Origin of the sequence: Aureispira sp. CCB-QB1 (genome assembly GCF_000724545.1) — a bacterium.
GTDB lineage: Bacteria > Bacteroidota > Bacteroidia > Chitinophagales > Saprospiraceae > Aureispira.
In genome coordinates this window covers 39145-47090 of sequence record NZ_JHBV01000141.1, presented here as the reverse complement: position 1 = coordinate 47090, position 7946 = coordinate 39145, and the positions used below count along the sequence as shown (strand labels likewise).

The 7946-nt window shown below is 31.7% G+C and carries 8 protein-coding genes; 5 read left to right on the top strand and 3 right to left on the bottom strand.

Annotation, left to right across the window (positions count from 1 at the left end; all coding sequences use genetic code 11):
• Nucleotides 1-61 precede the first annotated feature (61 nt).
• A complete protein-coding gene (locus CG11_RS27440; RefSeq protein WP_052600112.1) occupies nt 62-988 on the bottom strand; it encodes a hypothetical protein in 927 nt (308 codons plus the stop codon).
• Nucleotides 989-1462: 474 nt separating this feature from the next.
• On the opposite strand from CG11_RS27440, the gene CG11_RS31105 reads away from it, so the two are divergent.
• From CG11_RS31105 to CG11_RS27415, 5 genes are all read left to right on the top strand, one after another.
• A complete protein-coding gene (locus CG11_RS31105; RefSeq protein ID WP_368667165.1) occupies nt 1463-1897 on the top strand; it encodes a type IV secretory system conjugative DNA transfer family protein in 435 nt (144 codons plus the stop codon).
• A gap of 742 nt (nt 1898-2639) precedes the next feature.
• On the top strand, nt 2640-3488 hold the full coding sequence (locus CG11_RS27430; RefSeq protein WP_052600110.1) for a KilA-N domain-containing protein: 849 nt from the start codon (nt 2640-2642) through the stop codon (nt 3486-3488).
• A gap of 65 nt (nt 3489-3553) precedes the next feature.
• Nucleotides 3554-4198, top strand: coding sequence for an AAA family ATPase (locus CG11_RS27425; RefSeq protein ID WP_052600109.1), 645 nt, complete (start codon nt 3554-3556; stop codon nt 4196-4198).
• 6 nt (nt 4199-4204) lie between these two features.
• Complete coding sequence (locus CG11_RS27420; protein WP_052600108.1) at nt 4205-4498, top strand: hypothetical protein; 294 nt, start codon at nt 4205-4207, stop codon at nt 4496-4498.
• Between the two features lie 424 nt (nt 4499-4922).
• Nucleotides 4923-6239 carry a replication initiation protein gene (locus CG11_RS27415; RefSeq protein WP_052600107.1) on the top strand — a complete coding sequence of 439 codons (1317 nt, stop codon included), beginning with the start codon at nt 4923-4925 and terminating at the stop codon, nt 6237-6239.
• A 60-nt stretch (nt 6240-6299) separates the two neighbouring features.
• Here CG11_RS27415 and CG11_RS27410 read toward each other — a convergent pair whose 3' ends face one another.
• Both CG11_RS27410 and CG11_RS27405 read right to left on the bottom strand, forming a co-directional pair.
• Complete coding sequence (locus CG11_RS27410; protein WP_063833230.1) at nt 6300-7166, bottom strand: BRO family protein; 867 nt, start codon at nt 7164-7166, stop codon at nt 6300-6302.
• A 250-nt stretch (nt 7167-7416) separates the two neighbouring features.
• Complete coding sequence (locus tag CG11_RS27405; RefSeq protein ID WP_052600105.1) at nt 7417-7614, bottom strand: zincin-like metallopeptidase domain-containing protein; 198 nt, start codon at nt 7612-7614, stop codon at nt 7417-7419.
• Nucleotides 7615-7946 lie beyond the last annotated feature (332 nt).

The window sequence follows — 7946 nt, the reverse complement described above, 5'->3', positions numbered from 1 at the left end:
GAGGGCGATTTGCAAGAAAAATATCTACAGAATATTCATTACAAATCAGCTTAAACTGGTCCTAAGGATAGGGTACTCCGCAAACAACCGTGTCAAAAGATTCAGTGGCATAAGTAATTTCTTTTAATCTTTTCTTATAATTTTTTCTTGCTAGTAAATCTTCATCAAAAGCATCTATAAGTAATATTGATCTACTTTTATTTTTTATACGTTTTATAGCTTCGAAAAAATCAAGCCGCTGATTAGACAGATAAAATAGGTATATTTCTTTATTCCTTATTCTAAAATCTTTTAAGCACTTTTCTATTAGGTTAACAAAAAACGTTGTTTTCCCCATACCTGAGTCTCCTAAGAGAGCATAGAATTTGTTCCTTTTTCGTTTTTTATAAAAAATTTCATTCATTGCCTCTGTTAGGTCCATAAGTTTCTTATCTGATGATTTATCCTTATAGCCGTGAGGAGATACATAATATTTAAAATCATCCAATTCATCTAAGGAATTTATAGACTTAAAAACACCTTGATTGAGGTATTCATTAAAATAAACCCTTCTTTTAACAAATCCCAATATACCTATTGGTTGCTCCAAAGGGCTATTATCAAGTTGATCACTAGAGTAAATAAGAGCATCATTATTTGCATTCTCACAAGTAGGTGTTTCTTCATTTTGATAAAATCTCTTCTCCAAATCTTGCAGTTCAGCCTTGTCTAGTTCTTTAACAGAAATAAAGTTTTCATGACTTTGAGAGTATGCAACAGAAAAACACTCATAAAGAAGTTGCTCTATTAATGTTCTTATATAACGACCTCTTATATGATTAAGATTCTTCTTTTTTAAATTAGAGAGTTCACTTTGATGAATTTTTTCATTGTATTTATTTTCAATTAAAGTTAAAAGCTTTTTCTGATTATAATTTGCACCTTGATTATCAAGATATTTTAGAGCTAAATCTACAATTATAGCATTTTTAGAAATGATATTTTTCATAAGCTTCACAAGTAAATTAATTTTATAAGGTATCAATACTAAAAATAATTATTTTAATATTAAAAAATATGATCCTATGTTGAAAGTAATATTTACTCCTAAATTTTGATTTTGTGTTCCTTGCTCTTTTCTTTGTTTTTTTCTGTTCCCACTGCTGTTCTAATGCTCGCAAACGAGCTGCTTCTTTTTGTTCCTAAGGTAAAGAGCAAAATAAAAAAACGGCTCATATTATCATCCATGCTGCCTGTCCAACTCAAGAAAGCAATATCTTTTCAGTCAACTCTGTCAAAGTGTTCTTAGGCTTCTTAATTGAGTACCTTCCTCAGCAAAAAAAGCACTCCTCCCCTACTAAAGCTTTATCACCTTACAACAGATGTACTTCAATCAAAACAATCACGCAAGAGATTCAGCCAAATACTCAACTAGGAACAACTTGAACATTATAAAGCCTTCCATGCTTAAAATGGAAAAACGATAGCTGGTATTCTCTCTAGCTATAAAACAGTACTTCATCCTCTTTCTGATCTATTTATCAGAAATATTACAGCAAGAGAAACTCTTTATTTTGAAATGTTATGGACACAGCACTCCGTTCTTTTTATTATCATTTCAGAGCAAGAATTGGCCTATTTTAACTTTCTACAAATCTTGATATACAGTAAATTGTTTCGATTTTATTTGGCAATGCCAATAAAACAAAATCCATATTTGTCCATTCGTTTTTTCTTAGACGAGTTTGGAAATATGAACATTCCCAATTTTCCAACTTCGTTCTCTGTCCTTTATAGTTTTCCTGTGTTAGATCAATACGTAGTACGTTTAGAAAAGAGAAAAAAGACAATCCTTGACTTTTCCAAGTTCTCGGCAACAAGCACAAATAAGCAAAAAATACATTCATCAATCGTATAAAACAATTTAGATTCATGAGTTAGAATCATGTATAGAATATAAATTATTAAAACACTTAACCTTAAATACAGTTTTACAGTAATACTTTTTAACATTTTCACCTAATCTCCATCCAAAGAATTAAACTTCATGTAAAACTGTAAATACAGTTTTACAGTACAACCTTTCTCCTCTGCCCTATTCACATCTAAAAGGATATAAACCAAATTTTAAACCTATCGAATTCGATAGGTTTAAAAAACCATAAAACTGTAAATAAATTTTTACAGTTTTATGGTTTCACAAAAAATACAGTTTACTGTAAAAGCATTTTTACACTTTTACAGTAATACTCTTTAAGTTATTAATTTTAAAAGAGGATTTTATTAGGAATTAAGGTAGTATCTCGCCTCACTATAAAAATCAATAGCTCCACCTTTCTTTATTACAAAAAATGCTTATTTACCAAACTTGCTATTTCTCATGAGTAAATTCATCTTTTAGGCTTCAGCTCATCCTATCCAATTTACTTCTTTTCTTATCAAAAATTTTAAACCTATCGAATTCGATAGGTTTAAAATAAAAGCTCTCAATGAATGCTAATACTGCTAAGTAAGCCCAAAAAACAACAAACTGCAAAACTGTAAATACAGTTTAAAATAAAACATTTAATTTGTAAAAATACTTTTACATTTTTACAGTAAATAATTTTAAATACTTTATCTTCGGTTATCTGTACAATACATCTTACAAACCTCAATCAATGGCAAAACAAAAAATGAAAACCTTTTTGGTCCAAGATTCAAAAATTCATTTTTTCACACATCAAGAAGAAGACTATATTTCTCTAACGGATATTGTGAAAAAATTTGGAGATGATACAATCATTTACAATTGGATGCGTAATCGAAACACCATTGAATACATAGGAACTTGGGAACAATTATATAATCCAAATTTTAATGTTGAGGCATTTGATAAATTTCGAATGGACACAGGTTTAAATACCTTTACGATGTCCCCTAAAAAATGGACAACAGCTACAAATGCAATTGGAATTATATCCAAAGCAGGGCGTTATGGTGGCGGCACCTATGCACATAAGGATATCGCTTTGGAATTTTGTTCTTGGGCTAGTCCTGTTTTCAAATTATATTTGGTTAAGGAGTTCCAACGTTTAAAATCCGAAGAAAATGAACGACAATCGTTAGATTGGAATATAAAAAGAGTATTGTCCAAAGTAAATTATAAAATCCATACTGAAGCTATCAAAGACTACTTAATTCCTCCTAAATTAGGAACCTCCAAAGAAAGTGGAAGAGTCTATGCTACTGAGGCTGATCTACTCAACTTAGCTTTATTTGGAATGACTGCCAAACAATGGAAATTAGAGAATCCTGATTTGAAAGGCAACATTCGTGACCATGCAAGCTCAGAACAATTACTCGTTTTGGCCAATATAGAAAGCCTAAACGCTGAATTTATTCGGTTAGATATAGATCGCGAGGAACGTCTAAAAATGCTAAATGATACTGCTATTCATCAAATAGGATTACTGATCAAAACCCAGTTAGCAGGAAAACTAGAAAACAATAAAAAAATAAAACCATAAATGAATAAAACTGTATTTACAGTTTTACAGAAAAACTTAATACCATATTAAAATAAAACCATAAAATGATTATATCTGTAACAAGTTTGAAAGGAGGCGTTGGAAAATCTACGATTGCTCAAAATCTCGCTGTTTGCTTTGCTCATAACAACTACAAAGTATGTTTAGTTGATACTGATGAAAACCAAAGTTCTCTACAATGGTCTGGCTTAAGATCAGAAGACTACCCAGAAGTTCCTGTCTTTGGTTTACCTGACGGTAAAACTCTAACAAAAAATATTCAACCATTGCATCGGGATTATGAAGTAGTCATTATTGATGGAACACCATCTCTATCCCAATTAACTAGTAAAATTATTTTGTTGGGCGATATTGTTTTAACTCCAATTTTACCAGGAGGTTTAGATGTTTGGGCTACAGAGAAATTTATTAATCGTTATGATGATGCCCAAACCTTGAAAGGAGAAGAGATTCCGGCTTTCTTTGTGCTCAATCAATACGATAAAAATCAAATTCTCGATAGAGAAGTGAATGACATTTTACAAGACTGGTCGATTAAACCTCTAAAAAGTACTCTCAAAAGTCGAGTAGCTTATCGAGAGGCAGTGATACAGGGGTTAGGCGTTTATGAATATAAAGATCGAAAAGCAAAATCTGAAATCTTGAATGTTTTCAATGAATTAAAAGAAATTATAAAAAGCTTAAACTAATATCCTATGGCAAAGAAAAGAACAGGATTAGCGAATACCTTAAATACAAATCTGGGAAAAAAAGTCGAGCTAAAAAAGAAAGATTTAAACTTAGATAAAGTTGAGAAAGTGTCTGAAAAAATTCACACTGATACTCCTATCGAAAAAAAAGAAGTTGAAAAAGAAAAAGTAATACTTCAAAAAATGACTATTGAAGTTCCCAAAACACTACACAAACAAATAAAAGTTAAGGTAGCACAAGATGGGTTAAAAATAAAAGATTACATCATTCAACTCGTACAGAAAGACTTAGGGATCTAGCTTGCTAAGTATAACAAATTGAGGGTTGAGAACTTTTAATTCTTTTTATAAGAAGTTTCTAGTGGGTTTTTAAGTATAACAAATTGAGGGTTCAAAAAAAAGATAAAAAGAACAACATCTTGCTATGTTGTTTTCTTTTTTATCTTTTTCTTTCTTTTTTATCTTTTTCTGTACTTGCAATACCTTGACTATCAGTTCATTACGAGGTTAAGTATAACAAATTGAGGGTTAAGTATAACAATTAGAGGGTTAAGTATAACAAATTGAGGGTTAAGTATAACAATTAGAGGGTTAAGTATAACAAATTGAGGGTTAGTATAACAAATTGAGGGTATATTTATTTATCTAAAATTTTTGGTAATAAAAGTATAACATTACTAACTATAACAGTATATTTGAGTTTGTTATAGATGAAAATGAATATATGGCTTCTAAAGATTCCAACAAACTAATAAAAAAGGCAAATGAGTTAGTTGAGAGTAGATACAAATTTGACATTTGGGAAACTCGTGTATTTGCCAAGATGATTACTTTAATCAACAAAGATGATGAGGATTTTAAAACCTATCGGATTTATATCAAAGAAATTCAAGACGATTTTCAACTAAGTAAAAATAAAGATGCTTATAAACGTCTCAAAGATGGAGCACGTCGTTTGATGCGTCGTATTGTGAAAATCACTTACAATACAGATGAAGGAGAGAAAGTGCTAGAAACGCCTGTTATTATTGGTTTAGAGACGTTAGTCGCTGGCAAGAGCTTTATTGATGTTTCTTTTCATCCTAATATGAAGCCTTTTTTGTTACAACTTAAGTCCCAGTTTTTGATGTATGATATTCGAAATATTCTCAAGATTTCGAGTGTACATTCTGTTCGTATTTATGAGTTATTGAAGCAGTATGAGAAAATTGGGTTCAGAACCTTTTTAGTAGAAGAACTAAAAGATATTTTACAGGTATCAGAAAAATATCCGTTATATGCTAATTTTAAACAACGGATTATTAAGAAAGCTCAAAAAGATTTAGAGAAATATACTGACATTAGCTTTACTTATGAAGAAATAAAAAAAGTCCGTTCAGTAGAGAAGATCAAATTTTTTATTCACAAAAATATAGATAAAGAAAGTAGCTCAACGAAACAGGAAACAAGTTTAGCTGAGGTGTCATCTGTTATAGATGAGGAAGACGATTGGAAGAATAAATTAAGAGAGGAAGGCATAAAGGATGACAAAGTCTTAGACGCTTTATTTAAGGCACATGCTTTGAAACATATTCAAGCAACATTCGAGAAGTGTCAAAAGCATTTTAATAAGAACAAAGGAAGTGTGAATAATAAAGCAGGTTATCTTTTAAATGCAATCAATAAAGGATATTACAACAGTGAAATTGTAGAAGACGATAGAAAAATTGAACAAGAAAAAAAGAGGAAAGAGAGAGAGCGTTTAAGATTAGAAAGGGAAAACCAATACAATACAATTAAAACTGGTTTTTATAAAGCCTATACTGTTAAATTAGGAGAACTAAAAGTAAAGTATTTAGACGAATCTTTATTAGAGAAAATTTTAGATGAAAAGAAAAGCACTCCTTTTTATCAAATGGTACAAACAAGCATCCAAAACAACGAGAATAGTAAAATGCTAGATGCTTGGGTTAATGATTTTTTAGCAGAAAAGTATTTAACCGAGGAAGAGGCAAACTTTGATTTATACCTAAAAAAATATCATCCTGATTTAATGAGGTAATGATTTTTAGTAAAAACTACCAGACTATACCGTGGCTATTATAAATAAAGGACTCTAAACCTAAGACTCTTCTTCTGAAGAAGTATCAATTTGCTTTTTGGTCTTAGCTTCTTCGATTTGTTTTTTAAAATTAGAAGAAGAAATAACTTTTTGACCAGTATTTTTTTCTACCACTTTTCGAGCATCTCCAGCAGCTTTACCACCTTTTTGAGCGGCTTCTTTATTCTCTTCAAATCCTTGTGCATCATCATCTTGGGCTGTTTGCCGTGTAACTTCTTCCCCAAGCATAGTAAAGATGAGTTCAAGGTTGGTCATGTGGTCGCGAAGATTTTCTTTCTTTAAATTTTTCAAGCTTTTATGTTGAGAGGGGAGGAGCCCAAATGTTGCTTTAGATATTTCTGCGGTTAAGATAGAGTATTCAACTCCCTCCTTTACACCTCGATCTTTCCATTCATCAGTAAGCTGCCCTCGAACCTTTATAGACTCTAGGCGAGTAGCGATCCACTCATCACTATATCCAAGGGCTTGATAATATTGTCGTGCCCTCTCAGCTGCTAATGCAGGATTATTAATCTCATCAATACGCTCACTTCCAACTTTTGCTAACCAGAGCTTAAATGGCTCTAATTTTTTAGAAGTAACAGACTGAAGAACTCTAAAAATACCCTCTCGATTAGAGCAAGTTAATTTTTGTGTTCCTCCTTTGGTTTTTATAGGAAGAGGAAGGGTGATATTATCCCAAACTTCTGCTAAACCTTCGTCTCTTCTTCTCATATCTCTAAGATAACCTTTAGGGTTTTTACTTTCAGTAACAACGTTAATAACATCAACGACTACATACCAAAGCTCTCCGTCATGTTCTATAGAGCGAATTTCCTTATCTTCAAATGAGATGATTTGTTGATTTTTGGGAGTAAGTTTATCCATAATTACAGTTTATTGTATAGACCAAAGATACAACTATTTCTTTCATTTCACAAGGGGGGGGGCAATTTGCCCCCCCCCTTGTGAAATGTGAGATGCGAGCTCTTTGAGTCTAAAAAAGAGACCATTGCGAACAATGATCTCGAACCTATTTCCATTCCACCAAGATTAGGATAAATAGGGTTGCATTTGGGGGCCAAGAATATATTTGACAGCATGTTTAGCTTGTGGAGTCCCTCAAAAAATAAATCGTTTATCCCTTTTCATACAAGTTAACCAAGATTATAAAGTAAGCTGCGGAGTTGTGCAAAAGGTTATCTTTTTGCTTCATCTGGATAATTCCTTTTCGTGCCAACCGAGAACGATGCCCCGTCCAATAAATTAGTTCATGAAAAAGAACTCTGTAATAAGCCTCTGTACCATACGCTACAAATTGTTGGAGCTTAGGCATATTGATATAATTTAGAAGTGGTGCCTAATAAGCTCTATTTTAGCCTGAGAATTGAGTTTTAGGAGCTTCTTCCATTGCGATTCATAGTGCTCAATTGGCCAACCTATTGTTTTTCAAGGGGTGTCGTCTCCATTTAATGCCTTTTATACATCTGATATTAAAAGCAGTATATCGTTTTAAATAAAGACGTTTTTGCAATTGGAGTTTCGTTTTCTTCAGCCGTTCGTATCTCTGTAACAGAAAGCTTTTCCTTCTTCATTTGTGCAATAAAATAAGTTTATCCGTTATTTCTTGATACATATCTGTATCCAAAGTATACTTTTTATTTTTTT

Coding starts and splice junctions, on each gene's coding strand:
- CG11_RS27440 (WP_052600112.1), bottom strand. CDS start 988: ATGAAAAATATCATTTCTAAAAATGCTATAATTGTAGATTTAGCTCTA.
- CG11_RS27430 (WP_052600110.1), top strand. CDS start 2,640: ATGGCAAAACAAAAAATGAAAACCTTTTTGGTCCAAGATTCAAAAATT.
- CG11_RS27425 (WP_052600109.1), top strand. CDS start 3,554: ATGATTATATCTGTAACAAGTTTGAAAGGAGGCGTTGGAAAATCTACG.
- CG11_RS27420 (WP_052600108.1), top strand. CDS start 4,205: ATGGCAAAGAAAAGAACAGGATTAGCGAATACCTTAAATACAAATCTG.
- CG11_RS27415 (WP_052600107.1), top strand. CDS start 4,923: ATGGCTTCTAAAGATTCCAACAAACTAATAAAAAAGGCAAATGAGTTA.
- CG11_RS27410 (WP_063833230.1), bottom strand. CDS start 7,166: ATGGATAAACTTACTCCCAAAAATCAACAAATCATCTCATTTGAAGAT.
- CG11_RS27405 (WP_052600105.1), bottom strand. CDS start 7,614: ATGCCTAAGCTCCAACAATTTGTAGCGTATGGTACAGAGGCTTATTAC.